Origin of the sequence: Paraglaciecola sp. L3A3 (genome assembly GCF_009796765.1) — a bacterium.
Classification (GTDB): domain Bacteria; phylum Pseudomonadota; class Gammaproteobacteria; order Enterobacterales; family Alteromonadaceae; genus Paraglaciecola.
The window spans coordinates 3,108,300-3,123,726 of sequence record NZ_CP047023.1; the positions used below are offsets into that span (position 1 = coordinate 3,108,300).

13 protein-coding genes are annotated in these 15,427 nt (G+C 38.7%); 6 read left to right on the forward strand and 7 right to left on the reverse strand.

The window, feature by feature from the left end; all coding sequences use genetic code 11:
- Positions 1 to 2: 2 nt before the first annotated feature.
- Together GQR87_RS12995 and GQR87_RS13000 are read right to left on the reverse strand one after the other, a co-directional pair.
- On the reverse strand, positions 3 to 653 hold the full coding sequence (locus tag GQR87_RS12995; RefSeq protein ID WP_158969957.1) for an alpha/beta family hydrolase: 651 nt from the start codon (positions 651 to 653) through the stop codon (positions 3 to 5).
- A complete protein-coding gene (locus GQR87_RS13000; protein WP_158969959.1) occupies positions 634 to 1,542 on the reverse strand; it encodes a transcriptional regulator GcvA in 909 nt (302 codons plus the stop codon). The genes GQR87_RS12995 and GQR87_RS13000 overlap by 20 nt, the downstream gene beginning before the upstream one ends.
- A gap of 219 nt (positions 1,543 to 1,761) precedes the next feature.
- Between GQR87_RS13000 and GQR87_RS13005 the strand changes: the two genes are divergently transcribed.
- Positions 1,762 to 2,073: a hypothetical protein gene (locus GQR87_RS13005; RefSeq protein WP_158969961.1), complete on the forward strand. Its 312-nt coding sequence runs from the start codon at positions 1,762 to 1,764 to the stop codon at positions 2,071 to 2,073.
- A 152-nt stretch (positions 2,074 to 2,225) separates the two neighbouring features.
- Here GQR87_RS13005 and kdsA read toward each other — a convergent pair whose 3' ends face one another.
- Positions 2,226 to 3,077: a 3-deoxy-8-phosphooctulonate synthase gene (gene kdsA, locus GQR87_RS13010; RefSeq protein WP_158969963.1), complete on the reverse strand. Its 852-nt coding sequence runs from the start codon at positions 3,075 to 3,077 to the stop codon at positions 2,226 to 2,228.
- A 255-nt stretch (positions 3,078 to 3,332) separates the two neighbouring features.
- On the opposite strand from kdsA, the gene miaB reads away from it, so the two are divergent.
- From miaB to lnt, 5 genes are all read left to right on the forward strand, one after another.
- A complete protein-coding gene (gene miaB / locus GQR87_RS13015; protein WP_158969965.1) occupies positions 3,333 to 4,769 on the forward strand; it encodes a tRNA (N6-isopentenyl adenosine(37)-C2)-methylthiotransferase MiaB in 1,437 nt (478 codons plus the stop codon).
- 38 nt (positions 4,770 to 4,807) lie between these two features.
- The gene (locus tag GQR87_RS13020; protein WP_158969967.1) at positions 4,808 to 5,851 is read left to right on the forward strand and encodes a PhoH family protein; all 1,044 of its coding nucleotides are present in this window, start codon (positions 4,808 to 4,810) and stop codon (positions 5,849 to 5,851) included.
- A gap of 12 nt (positions 5,852 to 5,863) precedes the next feature.
- Complete coding sequence (gene ybeY / locus GQR87_RS13025; protein ID WP_158969969.1) at positions 5,864 to 6,367, forward strand: rRNA maturation RNase YbeY; 504 nt, start codon at positions 5,864 to 5,866, stop codon at positions 6,365 to 6,367.
- Between the two features lie 62 nt (positions 6,368 to 6,429).
- Positions 6,430 to 7,290, forward strand: a complete 861-nt coding sequence (gene corC / locus GQR87_RS13030) for a CNNM family magnesium/cobalt transport protein CorC (RefSeq protein ID WP_158969971.1) — start codon at positions 6,430 to 6,432, stop codon at positions 7,288 to 7,290.
- A gap of 42 nt (positions 7,291 to 7,332) precedes the next feature.
- Entirely contained in the window at positions 7,333 to 8,862 is a 1,530-nt protein-coding gene (gene lnt / locus GQR87_RS13035) for an apolipoprotein N-acyltransferase (RefSeq protein ID WP_158969973.1), read from the forward strand.
- Between the two features lie 114 nt (positions 8,863 to 8,976).
- On the opposite strand, the gene greA is transcribed toward lnt, so the two are convergent.
- The 4 genes from greA to dapB form a co-directional block, all read right to left on the reverse strand.
- Complete coding sequence (gene greA, locus GQR87_RS13040) at positions 8,977 to 9,453, reverse strand: transcription elongation factor GreA (RefSeq protein WP_158969975.1); 477 nt, start codon at positions 9,451 to 9,453, stop codon at positions 8,977 to 8,979.
- Between the two features lie 119 nt (positions 9,454 to 9,572).
- Positions 9,573 to 12,791: a carbamoyl-phosphate synthase large subunit gene (gene carB, locus GQR87_RS13045; protein WP_158969977.1), complete on the reverse strand. Its 3,219-nt coding sequence runs from the start codon at positions 12,789 to 12,791 to the stop codon at positions 9,573 to 9,575.
- Between the two features lie 58 nt (positions 12,792 to 12,849).
- Positions 12,850 to 14,007: a glutamine-hydrolyzing carbamoyl-phosphate synthase small subunit gene (gene carA, locus GQR87_RS13050; protein ID WP_158969979.1), complete on the reverse strand. Its 1,158-nt coding sequence runs from the start codon at positions 14,005 to 14,007 to the stop codon at positions 12,850 to 12,852.
- Between the two features lie 276 nt (positions 14,008 to 14,283).
- The gene (dapB, locus tag GQR87_RS13055) at positions 14,284 to 15,087 is read right to left on the reverse strand and encodes a 4-hydroxy-tetrahydrodipicolinate reductase (protein WP_158969993.1); all 804 of its coding nucleotides are present in this window, start codon (positions 15,085 to 15,087) and stop codon (positions 14,284 to 14,286) included.
- Positions 15,088 to 15,427 lie beyond the last annotated feature (340 nt).

Consider the following 15,427-nt stretch of genomic DNA (forward strand, 5'->3'; position numbering starts at 1 on the left):
AATCATAACTTAGTTTTTGTCACTTGAGATTTGATAAAGTCCTCAACTGCTTTCACCACTATGTTTAAATTCTGTTCAAGGGTATAACCCGAGGCTTTTCTTGGTTTAAAACTATGATCACCATCGACTAAATAACGGACACTTATCTGTTTTGACAAAGGATAGTTAACCACTTCTTCACGACTGCCAAACGTGTCTCGTTCACCCTGTAAAATCAGCATAGGTTTTGTGATGTCTGCAAGATGTTCGGTGCGTAATTTTTCTGTTTTAGCAGGAGGATGAAAGGGATAGCCCATACAAATACAACCCTTGGCTTTAGACTCTTCAAGTAGCATACTGGCCATTCGCCCGCCCATTGATTTACCGCCAATAAATATGGGTAAATCAGTATCTAGTTCACTTAGTACTTGATTAAAATGCGCTAACAACTTGTCGGCTCTGTCTGGCGGCCGTCGTTTACCTAACTCTAGTGCTAACTGCATATAGGCAAAATTAAAGCGCACAACATTAATATTTCTCATGGCTAGCTGTTCAGCCATATACTGCATAAACTCACTATCTTGGCCAGCCCCTGCACCATGAGCAAAAACAAACGTAGCAATAGGGCTTGCTTTGTCCAAGGACAAGGCTGGATTAATTAAAGTTTTGATCATTTTGTTCTTTTTCTACTTCGGTTAATAACCAATCTCGGAAAGCAGTGATCTTCCCCAAATCGGCTTGTGATTGATGGCACACCAAATAATAAGCATCTTTAGTGATAAGTTTTTCTTCAAACGGACAAATCAAACGACCGGCTTCTATTTCACCTCGAGTTAAAACACTATGACCAAGCGCGATACCTTGACCTAATGCCGCAGCTTGTTGTACCAACATTGAATGACTAAAAATCGGCCCATGATTAACATTAACGCCCAGTACATTAAAATGCCTGATCCACTCTTGCCATGCCTCACGGGTCGAGTCGTGTAATAAAGTATGTTTACCCAGGTCATCTAAATGTTTTAAAGGTAAGTCACCTTGAAACAACATAGGTGAACATACGGGTGCTAAATATTCGGTGTGTAATTTATCAGCCACTAAACCCGGCCATTTTCCCCGTCCATAATAAATAGCGACATCTACGTCATCCACTAAAAAACCTTCATTACCGTTTACAGCTTGAATACGCACATCTATATCTGGGTTCAATAAGCTAAATTGATTAAGTCTTGGCACTAACCATTGAATGGCAAAACTAGTTTGTAAAGCCACGGTAATTGCGCCTTTTTCGCCCTTCACTAACAAACGTTCAGTTGCTTCATTGAGGGATTTAAAAATATCTTTCAAATCGAGGTAATAACTCTGGCCTTCTTCAGTCAAAAACAAGGCACGTTTTTTTCTAATAAAAAGTTTCATGGATAAAAACTCTTCGAGGGCTTTTATTTGGTGACTGACTGCGGCTTGGGTCACAAATAATTCATCAGCTGCACGGGTGAAACTTAAGTGCCTAGCGGCGACTTCAAAAGCTTTCAAGGCATTTAACGGGGGTAATCGACGATTCATGCTTATATGTATCTATGACTATATATAAGTGCTTATTAAAGCATTAGTTTTTCTAATGCACAACCACAAAAAAAGTCATTTTATCTAGCATAAAATACTAGCTACAATTCGAGCCGTGGTAGAAATAATCGTTTTAAAACAATAATTAACACCACTTAGCAGATTAACAAAAAAATACATTTATATAAATTTAACATTACTAAACTTAAGGTTAACAATATGAAAACATTATTTACAAAAAGTACTATCGCAGCCATCACTCTGGTTACTGCTTTATTTTCTCAAACAATTAACGCCAAAATTGCTAAGCCAGCTGAAGCGCCTGTTGAGAACAAGGTTGAATTTGACTTATTAACTGAATTCAACAGCGTAATCGCGACTATGTTAGGTGATGTAGAAAAACCTGCTATCCAAAAGACTATTGCCAAACAACTAAATGCAGATACAGTGCAATTTAAAGCAGATGAACTAGTTCAAGAAGTTGATAAAACACTACCTAAATTCAAATTTAAAGTCGTGATAAAAGACTAAATATTACATTTTGTTTATCTGCCTGTTAACAACCTCTTAGTAAGTTAGACGCTGTGTGGCCGCAATATTATTCATTTAATATATGCCAGTCACACAGCACAACTTACCACCCATTCCCTAGGTTCATACTTTTAAACATTTTTTATTTACTGTTATTGAGCACTAGTATCTAAAGGTTCGAAACCTTTAACTAACTCATCTAACGCTTTCATTTGTTGTAAGTACGGTTCTAGTTTATCTAATGCTAAGGCACAAGGTCCGTCACATTTTGCTTCATTAGGATTTGGATGCGCTTCAATAAATAAACCAGCTAACCCTAAAGCCATACCACTTCTAGCTAACTGAGCCGCTTGAGCACGTCTACCATCCGCAGAGTCAGTTCTACCACCTGGTTTTTGTAAAGCATGGGTGGCATCAAAAATAACAGGTGCATAAGCTTTCATTTCATCCATAGCCAACATATCTACTACTAAATTGTTATAGCCATAACATGAGCCACGTTCACATAAAATTATTTTATCGTTCCCCGCCTCACCAAACTTAGTAATAATGTGGCGCATTTCGTGAGCCGCCAAAAACTGTGGTTTTTTAACATTTATAATGGCGTTGGTTTTTGCCATAGCCACCACTAAATCCGTTTGACGAGCCAAAAATGCAGGAAGTTGGATCACATCCGCTACTTCTGCAACTGGCGCTGCTTGATGGGTTTCATGTACATCTGTTATCACTGGCACATCAAATGTTTGTTTGATCTCTTGAAAAATTTTCAGGCCTTCTTCCATACCAGGGCCACGATAAGAATTAACCGATGAACGATTAGCTTTATCAAATGAAGCTTTAAACACATAAGGAATACCTAATTTTGTGGTGACTTCTTTATAATGTTCAGCAATAGCCATGGCCATATCACGAGACTCTAGAACGTTCATGCCACCAAATAATACAAATGGCTTGTCATTTGCTACTTCAATTTCCTGAATAGCGATATTTTGTAAATTTTGCATAAGTTTGTTTTTCTACTTTGGGTTGTTAATTAAGTGAAGCATATCAAGCCCATCCCTTGGTGCATATCTGAAAAGTGGACCAACAACTTAAACTGTTACAATTTGACTAATATAAATAGTAACAAATCTGCATATTTTCAGGCATAAAAGTAGCGATTACACTAAATAACCCGTAAAATGCGCGGTTCGATTTTGCTGTATAAAATGTTATTTATACAGATGCTGAAATGATTGAAAAAGGTTAGTAAAATCCGCATGACAAAAAAGCTATTTATTAAAACTTGGGGTTGCCAAATGAACGAGTATGACTCGGAAAAAATGGCAAACCTATTAGACTCTACTCACGGTTATGAGGCTACAGAAACAGCTGAAGAAGCGGATGTTATCTTGCTAAACACTTGTTCAATTCGTGAAAAAGCCCAAGAAAAAGTATTCCATCAATTAGGTCGTTGGAAAAATCTTAAAAAAGACAAACCAGGCTTGATTATTGGTGTAGGTGGATGTGTCGCTTCACAAGAAGGTGACACTATTCGTAAACGCGCGCCTTTTGTCGATATGGTATTTGGTCCACAAACATTGCATCGTTTACCCGAAATGATTAATCAAATCAAAGGCGGCAGTAAATCAGTTATTGATATCAGCTTTCCTGAGATTGAAAAGTTTGACCGTTTACCCGAACCTAAAGCTGATGGACCTACGGCCTTTGTTTCTATTATGGAAGGCTGTTCAAAATATTGTACTTTCTGTGTGGTGCCATATACCCGTGGAGAAGAAGTCAGTCGCCCAGTGGATGATGTGTTACTAGAAATAGCCCAACTTGCCGAACAAGGTGTTCGTGAAGTGAATCTGTTAGGGCAAAACGTTAACGCATTTAGAGGCAATAATTTTGATGGCACAGTGTGTACTTTTGCCGAGTTGTTGGAATTAGTCGCCTCTATTAATGGTATTGACCGAATTCGTTATACAACGTCTCATCCAGTAGAATTTACTGATGATATTATCGATGCTTATGCCACTATTCCTGAATTAGTCGATCACTTACATCTACCTGTACAATCTGGTGCTGACCGAATTCTTAATATGATGAAGCGCGGCCATACGGCTATTGAGTATAAATCTAAGATCCGCAAATTAAGAAAAATTCGTCCGAATTTAAGTATGTCTTCAGATTTTATCATTGGTTTCCCTGGTGAGACAGATGACGACTTTGAAGCCACAATGGACTTAATTCAAGCGATGGATTTTGATCTTAGTTTTAGCTTTATTTACAGCGCACGTCCCGGTACACCTGCAGCTGATTTACCAGACGATGTCACTGAAGATACCAAAAAATTACGTTTAAGTTTGTTACAACAGCGCATTAACCAACAAGCATTACGTATTGCTCGTAACATGTTAGACACTGAACAACGTATTTTGGTTGAAGGCCCATCCAAGAAAAACCCTATGGAATTATCAGGTCGTACTGAAAATAACCGTGTGGTCAATTTTGAAGGCACACCAGATATGATTGGTCACTTTGTTGATATCAAAATCACCGAAGTCTTTGCTAATTCATTACGGGGTAATGTTGTCAGAACAGAAGCTGAAATGGCCCTACGGAATGACTTATCTCCAGAAGCTATTTTAGCAAAAAATAATGCAACAACAGATGATTTGGGTGTAGCCACCTTTTCGCCAGCACAATTATAGACCTATAAATTTAGCTAATTACCAAAAGAGAAATTTCATTGAGTAAACTTGTTAGTAACGAATTAGTATTAGAACCATCAGATCACAAACGTTTAGCCTGTTTATGTGGCCCCTTAGATGACAATGTTAAACAAATTGAACGTCGATTAGGGGTTGAAATTACTTATAGAAATAATGAATTTAAGATTGTTGGTCCATCTCTACAAGTTACCAGTGCAACTGAACTGTTAAAACTTCTATATGTTGAAACTCAACCTATACGTGGTCAATTACCCGATTTAGATTCAGAAAAAGTACATTTAGCCATTCAAGAATCTAAAAGTTTGGAACAGCCACAAAGCAAATCCTATGGCAAAGAACTACAGATCAAAACCAAACGCGGTGTGATTAAACCTCGCAATCCTAATCAAAATGATTATGTCAGTAATGTATTTACCCATGATATTAGTTTTGGTGTAGGTCCTGCAGGAACCGGTAAAACTTATTTGGCCGTGGCTTGTGCAGTTGAGGCATTAGAGCGTCAAGATGTCAGACGTATTTTGTTAACTCGTCCTGCTGTCGAAGCAGGTGAAAAGTTGGGGTTTTTACCTGGCGATTTATCGCAAAAAGTGGATCCTTACCTGCGCCCACTTTACGACGCTTTATTTGAAATGTTAGGTTTTGAAAAAGTTGAAAAACTGATCGAGCGAAACGTTATTGAAGTTGCACCATTAGCTTACATGCGTGGCCGTACATTAAATGATGCGTTTATCATTCTTGATGAAAGCCAAAATACTACAGTGGAACAAATGAAAATGTTCCTCACTCGTATTGGTTTTAATTCGCAAGCTGTCATAACTGGCGATATTACCCAAGTAGATTTGCCTAGAGGTGTGCGCTCTGGCTTAAGACATGCCATTGATGTATTAAATGGTGTGGAAGACATTTCATTTAATTTTTTCAGCGCTGAAGACGTAGTAAGACACCCTGTTGTGGCACGAATTGTTATGGCTTATGAAGCCCATGAAAAACAACGTGAAATCGAAAGGCTTGAGAAAAAAGCACAGCAAGAAGCTTTAACTAATCAAACCCAAACAAATTAGAATTTATCGATTATGACAGCTTTACTCGATATACAACTGGCCACTGAAGATAATAATATTCCTAGTGAAGAAAATTTTCAGTTATGGACAAACACTGTCTTATCTCAATTAAATCTACAAAACAAAGAAATCACCATACGTATTGTAGATGAAGATGAAATACGTCAACTTAACCATCAATATCGAGGAAAGGACAAAACAACCAATGTTTTGTCCTTTCCTTTCGAAATACCAGAGCTTTTTGTAGCCGAGGGAATGGCTTTAAAAGACAATGCAGCAGATCAACAAGTCATCAATTTATTAGGTGATTTGATCATTTGCACCCAAGTTGTCGCCCAAGAAGCTGAAAAACAAGGCAAACAGAACTTAGATCATTGGGCCCATATGATAGTGCATGGAACCTTGCATTTATTGGGATATGATCACATAGAAGATGACGAAGCTGATGCAATGGAAACATTAGAAATTAGCATTTTACAGAAATTAGCCATTGACGATCCCTATCAAAATCATTAATGATGCACATTCGAATCAACTAAAATTAATTTTTAGTTAACTTAACCGAAAAATACGAGACCATGAGCGAAGATAATCCCCCGTCTACAAGCGGTTCTGCCAATAAAAGTTGGATTGGAAAAATAGTCCAATCTTTTACGGGAGAACCGACAAGTAAAGAAGAATTAGTTGACGTCATCGCAGATGCACAAGAAAGAGAAGTCATTAACACTGAAACACGTGAAATGATGGAAGGTGTGATGGAAGTCAGCGAAATGCGTGTAAGGGATATAATGATCCCTAGAGCACAAATGAGAACCATAGAAATAGACCAAACTGTAGAAGAATTTCTACCCACTATTCTTGAATCCGCTCACTCCCGTTTTCCTGTGATCAATGAAGACAAAGATCATATAGAAGGGATTTTACTGGCAAAAGACTTACTTGAGTATGCTTTTCTTCCAGGTAATGAATTCGAACTAAAAAATATTCTGCGCCCAGCTGTGATAGTTCCAGAAAGTAAACGAGTAGACGTATTATTAAAAGAGTTTCGGCAAAAACGTTATCACATGGCTATTGTCGTGGATGAATATGGCGGAGTATCAGGCCTTGTCACGATCGAGGACATATTAGAATTAATCGTTGGCGAAATCGAAGACGAGCATGATGTGGAAGACGATGAAAATGACGGCATCAGACCTCTAAATAAACATACCTATTCAGTTAAAGCTCTTACTACATTAGAAGATTTTAATAAGTTTTTTGAAACTACTTTTGATGTAGATGAAGCTGATACTATAGGTGGGATCGTGCTTAAAGCTTTTGGCCACATGCCTCAGCGAGATGAAGAAGTAGACATTGAAGGTATTAACTTCAAAGTTACTAATTCAGATAAAAGGCGATTAGTACAACTTAAAATTACCTTACCTGATATCGATGACTAACCAGTCCCCTCCAATCTGCAACTATTGAGTAATCATCGAGAAATGAAAACCTTGCCCACTAATTTAAAGTGTTTATTGGCTTGTATTTCAGGTGCTTTACTCACCTTTGCTTATGCCCCCTTTTCATTTTGGTTTGTATTATTTCTCTGCTTACCATTTTTTATCTATCTATTAGCAAATACCGAAAAGAAACACGCTTTTAAACTCGGATTTTGCTTTGGTTTAGGTTGGTTTGGAGCTGGTATTAGTTGGGTGCATGTAAGTATTGCTGATTTTGGTGGTATCCCGTTAATTGCCTCACTTGGTTTAATGTTATTACTTAGTGCTTATTTAGCCCTCTACCCTGCATTAGCCTGTTTTGTTTTGCATCGTTATTTTAAGCAAAATTATTGGCCTTTAGCCTTTCCCTTTATTTGGTTAGTAGTTGAATGGTTAAGAAGTGTATTATTTACTGGTTTTCCATGGTTATCTTTAGGTTACTCACAAATATCCAGCCCTCTAAGTGGCTGGCTACCCGTAATAGGTGAATTTGGTACTACAGGCTTAATTATTCTTATTTCAAGCGCTTGGGCATTAACTATAAGAGATAAAAAATGGCTACATAGCTTAGCCTTAACCTTAGTGATATTTGTTAGCGGATATAGTCTAAATCAATATCAATGGGCAATCCCATCAGGTAAAGAAGCCCAAATTGCTATGGTGCAAGGTAACATTCAACAAGAATTGCGATGGGCCCCGGAGCATGATCAGCCGACTATGGACAAATATCGGAATATGACGGATGCTCTATGGTTAAAAAATGACGTGGTCATTTGGCCTGAAGCAGCCGTACCCCAATTAGAGACGGTAGCTAAGAAGTATTTATTAGCACTGGATATTGTGGCGGCTGAAACTCAAACTGGCTTAATAACAGGAATAGTGGACTACAATTTTAAAACCCGAGAGGCATACAACTACTTAATTGGTTTAGGTTTAAAAGAAGCTAACTCTGAAAAGTCGACTGAAACTAAGGGCCAGTATTTTTATAATCACAGTAATAGATTTGCTAAACATCATTTATTACCCATTGGTGAGTTTATACCATTTGAAAACTGGCTTAGAACTGTAGCCCCTATTTTTGATTTACCAATGTCATCATTCAGTCGTGGCGATTATCAACAAAGTAATATTAAAGCGAACGGGTTTAACTTTGCACCAGCAATTTGTTTTGAAATAGCCTTTCCAGAGCAAATATCATCGAACTTATATTTCAATACTGATTTTATTATTACCGTAAGTAACGACGCCTGGTTTGGCGCGTCACATGGGCCAGCTCAACATTTAGAAATAGCTCAAGTGCGAGCGAAAGAGTTTGCTTTACCTGTTTTACGAGCGACCAATAATGGCATTACTGCCTTTATCAACCATAAGGGTGAAATACAAAGCCGTTTACCACAATTTGAAGCCGCGGCCTTAAGTGACTCGATTCAACTAGTCCAGGGTAATACACCTTTTAGAAATTTCGCTAATTGGCCAGCCTGGATAGTGAGTTTCACACTGTTTTGTTTAGCTATGCTGCGCCGAAAAAAATAAATTAAAGACAATAAAAAAGAGGCTTAAGCCTCTTTTTAATTTTTCATGCTGTTAGTTGTGATACCAACTCCAATAAATAAATGTACGCTCAGTGTTAATTTAATGGAGTGAGGATTAAATATACTCAACTGCACAAATTTCATATTCGATTGCACCTTTAGGTGTTTGAATAACCACAACGTCATCGATAGACTTACCAATTAAACCACGAGCTATGGGTGAACCAACAGAAATTAAGTTATTTTTAATATCTGCTTCATCTTCACCTACTATCCGATAAGTTGTTTCTTGGTCAGTATCTAAATTTAAAATAGTCACTGTAGTACCAAAAATAACTTTTCCATTGTTAGTCATTTTTGTTACGTCGATAATTTGTATGTTCGACAATTTGCCTTCAATGTCTTGAATACGCCCTTCACAAAAGCTCTGTTGTTCACGAGCAGCATGATATTCAGCATTTTCTTTTAGATCGCCATGTTCTCTAGCTTCAGCAATCGACTTAACAATTTCAGGTCTTTTAACTGATTTTAAATGATTCAGTTCAGCACGTAGCAGTTCTGCACCCTTTGCTGTCATTGGATATTGAGTCATCTATCAACACTCTCTTATTTTTTCTTATTTAACACCTATCTTAATAACTAGATAGGTGCTAAATAATTTATTTCAACTGCTAGCTAAATCCAAATATCAATTTAGCCACAATATGAATATTAGTGAATACGCTTATGTAAATCCTGTACTGAAGTCACGCGAGCTCTATCATCTGCTTCATTAGCATTTACCGTCGCAAATGCTGAATTCATAGTAGTGGTATAAGCCACTTTATTCAGCAAGGCTTCTTTACGAATATAAACAGAATCATCAATGGCTTGACGACCCTCAGTGGTGTTGACTATATAGTTGTATTCACCATTTTTAATGGCATCAACAATATTCGGACGTCCTTCACTTAATTTATTGACGATACTACAAGGTACACCTGCATCGTTTAACACAATTGCCGTACCACTTGTCGCTTCTAAGGAGAAACCTTTAGCGACCATAGCTTGACCTAATTCGATCACACGATTTTTGTCATTTAAACGAACAGACAACAATGCCTTTCCCCCGACAGGGATAGGTTGGCTAGCACCTAAATTAGCTTTAGCGTAAGCCTCTTCGAAAGAATCACCCACTCCCATCACTTCACCTGTTGAACGCATTTCAGGACCAAGCAATGGATCAACACCCTGGAATTTAGCAAAAGGTAACACTACTTCTTTCACTGAATAGAAAGGTGGAATAATTTCTTTAGTGACCCCTTGTGAAGCTAAAGACTGACCGGCCATAGCTCTAGCACCAATCTTAGCCACTGCCATACCTGTCGCTTTTGAAACAAAAGGTACAGTTCTAGCAGCACGTGGATTAACTTCAATTAAATAAACTTCATTGTCTTTTACCGCAAACTGGGTATTCATTAAACCAACTACGCCCAATTCTAACGCCATAGCTTTCACTTGTTCGCGCATCACATCTTGAATGTCTTTACTTAATGAATACGGGGGTAACGAGCATGCTGAGTCACCTGAATGCACCCCTGCTTGTTCAATGTGCTCCATTATCCCAGCAATGACCACTTCTTCGCCGTCACAAATGGCATCCACGTCTACTTCAATCGCGTCATCTAAGAATCTGTCTAGTAATACAGGAGAGTCATTCGACACTTTAACCGCATTTGTAAGGTAACGTTTAAGATCTTTCAGGTCATAAACAATTTCCATCGCTCGGCCACCTAATACATAAGAAGGGCGAACAACGAGAGGGAAACCAATTCCACCGGCTGCTTCAAGGGCTTCTTCCATATTGCTAACAGTGGCATTCGCTGGTTGTTTAAGATTTAACTTGTTAACCATTTTTTGGAAACGTTCACGATCTTCAGCTTTATCAATGGCATCTGGTGTTGTACCGATAATAGGTACGCCAGCTGCTTCAAGAGCACGAGCAAGTTTAAGTGGAGTTTGCCCACCATATTGCACAATAACACCCTTAGGCTTTTCGATACGTACAATTTCAAGCACATCTTCTAAGGTGACAGACTCAAAATATAATCGGTCAGAAGTATCATAATCAGTAGAAACCGTCTCAGGGTTACAGTTAACCATAATGGTTTCATAACCATCTTCGCGCATAGCCAAAGCCGCATGCACACAACAATAATCAAATTCAATACCTTGGCCTATACGGTTTGGTCCGCCGCCTAGGATCATGATTTTGTCTCTGTCACTTGGATTAGCTTCACATTCTTCATCATAAGTTGAATACATATAAGCTGTATCAGACGAGAATTCTGCAGCACAAGTATCGACACGCTTATACACAGGATGGATGTCAAAACCACGGCGAATTTCACGCACATCAGCTTCATCCACACCGGTTAATTCTGCAATGCGAGAATCAGCAAAACCTTTGCGCTTAAGAGTTGTCATTAAGTCTTGGTCAATGGATTGTAAACCCGCTTCCGCAATTTGCGTTTCAAGTTGAATTAATTCTTCAATTTGCACTAAATACCAACGGTCTATGTTGGTTAAAGTGAAAATTTCATCCACTGACATTCCCATTCGCATAGCATCGGCTATATACCAAATACGCTCTGCACCTGGTTCACGCAATTCACGGACAATAATATTTTTAGCTTCTGGATCATTGATATCAATAATTGAATCAAGGCCATTCACACCCACTTCAAGTCCACGTAAAGCTTTTTGTAGTGACTCTTGTTGGTTACGGCCAATCGCCATCACTTCACCAACAGATTTCATTTGTGTGGTTAAACGATCGTTTGCACCAGCAAATTTTTCAAAGTTAAAACGAGGGATCTTAGTGACAACATAATCGATAGTGGGTTCAAATGATGCTGGTGTTAAGCCACCAGTAATATCATTTGCTAGCTCATCTAAGGTATAACCGACAGCTAATTTTGCGGCAACTTTTGCAATTGGGAAACCTGTCGCTTTAGAAGCCAAAGCTGAAGAACGAGACACCCTTGGGTTCATCTCGATAATCACTAAACGACCAGTTTTAGGGTCTACCCCAAATTGTACGTTAGAACCACCTGTCTCAACACCAATCTCACGTAATACGGCAATCGCGGCATTACGCATGATTTGGAATTCTTTATCGGTAAGAGTTTGGGCCGGTGCAACCGTAATTGAATCACCGGTATGCACACCCATAGGGTCAAAGTTTTCAATGGTACAAACAATTATACAGTTATCAGCCTTATCTCTGACCACTTCCATTTCATATTCTTTCCAACCAATTAAAGATTCATCAATCAATAATTCACTGGTTGGAGATAAATCTAAACCACGACGGCAGATTTCTTCAAATTCTTGTTTGTTGTACGCAATACCGCCACCTGAACCACCCATAGTAAATGAAGGGCGTATTATACAAGGGAAACCAATACGAGTACTTACGTCAAATGCTTCTTCCATAGTATGAGCGATTTCAGCATTAGGACATTCTAAACCAATAGATTTCATGGCTTTATCAAAACGCTCACGATCTTCCGCTTTATCGATTGCGTCAGCTGTGGCACCAATCATTTCTACGCCAAACTCTTTTAATACGCCATGTTTTTCTAAATCTAAGGCGCAATTGAGAGCGGTTTGTCCGCCCATAGTAGGAAGTACAGCATCAGGTCGTTCTTTTTCAATGATTTTTTTAACCACTTCCCAATGAATTGGCTCGATGTAAGTTGCATCTGCCATTTCTGGATCGGTCATTATGGTAGCAGGATTCGAGTTAACTAAAATAACTCGGTAGCCTTCTTCCCGAAGTGCTTTACAGGCTTGAGCGCCTGAATAATCGAATTCACAGGCTTGACCAATAACAATTGGGCCTGCGCCTAGGATCAAGATGCTTTTTATGTCGGTACGTTTTGGCATAGTATTGTTTACTCTAAACTCTTTTAATATCTATTACTGTCATCTAACAAGGTAACTATTAGTTAGCCGCTTTCATCAAATCAATAAAGTGATCGAACAATGGCGCAGCATCATGTGGCCCTGGGCTAGCTTCTGGGTGACCTTGAAAACTAAATGCAGGCTTGTCTGTACGATGAATTCCCTGTAACGATTTATCGAACAAAGAAATATGAGTCACTTCTAAATTAGCAGGCAGAGAACTTTCATCAACCGCAAAACCATGGTTTTGACTAGTAATCATTACACGATTACCTTTGATATCTTTCACTGGATGATTAGCACCATGATGACCAAACTTCATTTTTATAGTGTTGGCACCACTGGCCAGAGCCAATAGTTGATGGCCAAGACAAATGCCAAAAATAGGAATATCAGTTTCTAAAATTTGTTTAATCGCTGCGATAGCGTAATCACATGGTTCAGGATCTCCAGGACCATTGGATAAAAACACACCATCAGGCTTTAATGCCAGTACTTCAGCAGCAGAGGTTTTAGCAGGCACAACAGTTAATCGACAACCACGGTCCACTAACATACGTAGAATATTGTGTTTCGCACCAAAATCATAAGCAACGACATGAAAAGGCATATTTTCTGGTGAATTATCTGCTGAAGAGCGGTATCCAGTACCTAATTCCCAGCTTCCACCAGTCCAATCGTAGGCTGCATCACAAGTGACGTCTTTCGCTAGGTCCATACCTTTAAGACCGGCAAACTCTTTGGCAGCCTTTAATGCTTCAGCTTCATTTTGGACAATCTCGTCGGCTGTATTACAAGTAATAATACAACCATTCTGCGCGCCTTTATCTCGTAAAATACGGGTTAAACGACGAGTATCAATATTAGCAATGGCTAGGATGTTATTTTCTTGCAAGTACTCAGAAAGATTTTTCTCACTACGGAAATTACTCACAATCAAAGGTAAATCTCGAATAACTAATCCTTTAGCCCATATTTTGTTTGATTCACAATCTTCTTGGTTAACACCGGTGTTGCCAATGTGAGGATAAGTTAGCGTAACGATTTGCTGTGCATAAGATGGGTCAGTCAAGATTTCTTGATAGCCTGTCATTGAAGTATTAAACACTACTTCACCAACAGATTTACCAGAAGCACCAATCGCAGTACCTCTAAAGATAGAGCCATCTTCAAGTACTAAAAGGGCAGTATTAGCCAAATCAACCTCCAGGTTAGTTAAATTAAAAAGTTTAACCTAAAGAGCCATGCTTAATTATAAAAACACCACTCTAAAGAAATTTTATGCAACACATTGATTCACATAAAAATTTTAGTCAATTTGCTTATGAAAAATAGTGAAATAAGGACTACCCCACTGAAATTTGGCAAATTCGCAATATTATACATATAAGGGTGGAACACGTCCAACCCCAATTACAAAAAATGCATAAATAAGCGCTTAACACGTATTTTTAGTCATAAGCGCCAAAAACAGCTATTTAAAACCTAACACATCCTCCATGTCGTATAAGCCTGCAGGTTTACCTATTAACCAGTTAGCAGCCTTAACCGCACCTTTTGCAAAGGTTAATCGACTCGATGCCTTATGGGTAATTTCTAACCGTTCGCCAATATCAGCGAATAATGCAGTATGTTCCCCGACTACATCTCCTGCCCTAACTGTGGCAAAACCAATAGTATTATGGTCTCTTTCACCGGTATCGCCTTCGCGACCATAAACAGCACAAGTAGATAAATCACGTCCAATCTCGGTAGCTATCGCTTCGCCTATGGCTACCGCGGTTCCTGAAGGCGCATCCTTTTTAAATCTATGGTGAGCTTCTAAAATTTCTATATCGGCGGTATCGGCCATAACAGCAGCTGCTTGGCGAACTAAGTTAAGCATTAGGTTCACCCCCACACTATAGTTAGCCGCAAAGACGACAGGTATGAGTTTGGCTGCCTCATTTAACCATTCTTTTTGTTCTGCTGTTAAACCGGTGGTGCCAATCACAATAGGTTTATTGTGCCTGATACATAAGGCCAAGTTGTCTTTTAGCGCGGCAGGTAAGGTAAAATCAATCAACACATCAATATTAGTAAGATGTTCTGAAAAATCACTACACACTGTCAGGCCTATTTTACCAATACCAGCCAGTTCCCCCACATCGGCACCTAATAACGAAGAACTTACTCTTACCGAGGCTGCCGTTAATTTGTTTTCAGGGCTTTGTTCAATCGCTTCAATTAATACTCGACCCATGCGCCCGTTGGCACCAAAAATTGCAATATTACTCATAATTATTTTTTACTTTAAAAAGAAGACTTCAATTAAGCTAATTGTGCCTTAATTATTGATTTGATGCAGCACAGCTATAGTTATATATAACCTTATGTGGGAATAAGTAACCTGAATACTGGATAAGCCGAACCTCTCGATAACGCTATTTTTGTGCCTAGCTGCGTTGGGCTGCCTAGCCGCGTTGGATGAGAGTCTAGCAATAACACGTTATTACGTACGACAATCCGCCTTGCTATACACAAAAGTTTCGTTACCGAGTAAGCATTCAGGTGAGGTGATTTGGGTAAACGTTATTAAGCTATTGAATTGTAATGATAAATTAAAATTAGACGATACT